Source organism: Holdemania sp. (genome assembly GCF_986127675.1).
In genome coordinates this window covers 1-1,944 of record NZ_CFQZWI010000187.1, presented here as the reverse complement: position 1 = coordinate 1,944, position 1,944 = coordinate 1, and the positions used below count along the sequence as shown (strand labels likewise).

Annotated in this window: 2 protein-coding genes; both read right to left on the bottom strand. The window is 53.2% G+C overall.

The annotated features are described in order from the left end of the window. On the bottom strand, nt 1–281 hold a 281-nt coding region (locus AC5OW4_RS15150), incomplete at its 3' end, for an ATP-binding cassette domain-containing protein (protein ID WP_493677203.1). A 353-nt stretch (nt 282–634) separates the two neighbouring features. Beyond that, nucleotides 635–1,944: murein hydrolase activator EnvC family protein (locus AC5OW4_RS15145; RefSeq protein ID WP_195548471.1), on the bottom strand; the 1,310-nt coding region annotated here is incomplete at its 5' end.

Below are 1,944 nucleotides of genomic sequence, written 5' to 3'. Positions count from 1 at the left end.
TTCCGCTCCAATAAGCGGAAGTCCTGAAACACGACGCCGATATTGCGGCGGTACAGCGGCACTTTGGAATGCTTCAGCTTCCCGACGTTGATTCCGGTGACTTCGACCTTGCCTTTGGTCGGGATTTCCTCGCCGTCCAGCAGCTTGATCAGCGTCGATTTGCCCGAGCCGGTCGGCCCGATGATATACACGAATTCGCCCTGATCAATCTTGAGATTGACGTCGTACAGAGCGTTGACTCCGTTCTTATATGTTTTTGATACATGTTTTAAATCCAGCATCGTTTCACATCCAATCGCTAGTATTATAACATAGAATCAATTTTGGACATGATGAAAATATTGGGTTATTTCTTACAATCTTTGCCGCACATTCGATCGCTGAATTCCCGCTTTTATGCGTTTCCGGTTATTTCATTGCATGAAATATATCACGTCGGGCCACCCGATTTCAAGCAAGTGGCAGTTCGTTTCACGCTCATAATGCGCATGCCTGCGAGCTGAAAGCATTTAAAAAGGTGAACGGCACGGGTTCTCCCGATCGTCATTCACCTTGCTTTATTCTCAGATCCAGCGCAGCTGGAAACGGCTTTTCCTTTTAAGCGCAAGAAGCACCGAAACTAAACCGCTATCCATCAATAGCCGAATGCCGTTTCCGGCTTCACGCGGCACGGTGCGCCGCGCTTATCGCAGGTATTGCTTAACGCGCCAGAACCCCAGCCGGCCCCGAAGGCCAGATCGCCGTTCCAGCTGTTGGCATAGCTTTCAATCGACATCGTGCCGAGCTTGAACACTTCGATATGCGTGTGCGGCGCGCTCGCATTGCCGGACTGCCCAACCGTGCCGATCTGATCACCGGCACTTACCACAGAACCGGTCGCGATCGGAGAACCGGGACTCATGTGCAGATACTTGACCGCGTAGGTCGTCCCGTTGATGTTAGTTAACAAATATACCTGATTCCCGCCGCCCCGGCTTCCGCCGCTGCCGCCGCAGGTATTGCCGAGATAGCCATTATTTCCGCAGCCGTCGGCGCTGTTGAGAATGACGCCGTTGCCGGCCGCGGCGATCGGCGTGCCGATCCCGGCCATGATATCCATTCCCAGATGAACACCGCCGCTGCTGTAATACCAGGTGCCGTTGTTCAAATAGCCGCCGTTAGGTTTGGTAAAGCCGGTTGAGCTGTCGATCCCGCTGAAGTCGATTGACGACAGAAGGCCCTTAAATGCGGACAAATTGGCCGTGATCTGATTGCCCAGCGCTTCCAGATCCGCCGCCTGCTTTTCCGCCGCCTCCTGCGCGATCTTCGCGACGACCCGCAGCTGCGTGACCTCCGCTTTCTTCGCTTCAACTTCCGTCTTGCTTGTTTCAAGTCCCGCTTTTTCCTCGGCCAGCTGCGCTTTATCCGCTTCCAGCGCATCCATCAGCGCTTTTAATTCCTCCAGCGACTTCTTATCATAATTCATGATATCGTTAACGCCCTGAATCCGGCGCAAGAGTGAAGCAAAATCCTCCGCGCCCATTAAGAAATCCAGAAACTGATTCGTGTGCATTGTCTGCTGGGAACGAACTAAGCGCTGTTCCACCTTTTCCCGCAGCGCTGCGATCTCATCTTCCTTCTGCTGGATCTGAATTTCCAGCTGGGCGATCAATGCTTCCTTTTCGCTGATCTGCTTTTCCAGCTCGCTGATCTGCGCTGTCAGCTGGGCGATCTGCGCGTCATAGCCGCGGATCTCCTGACCGATCTTCGCCAGATCCTTCTCAATCTCCTGGCGTTTGGCCTTGATGTCGCTGAGCTGCTGCGCCAGTTCACTGTTGCGCCGGGAAGCATATTCCCTGCATTCGTTTTTCTGTTCTTCGGATAAATCAGAACCGGAACACATCGTCAAGTAATAAACGTCTTCGTCGTCGTCCGCCATGACCGGCAAAACCATGCCCGTCATTA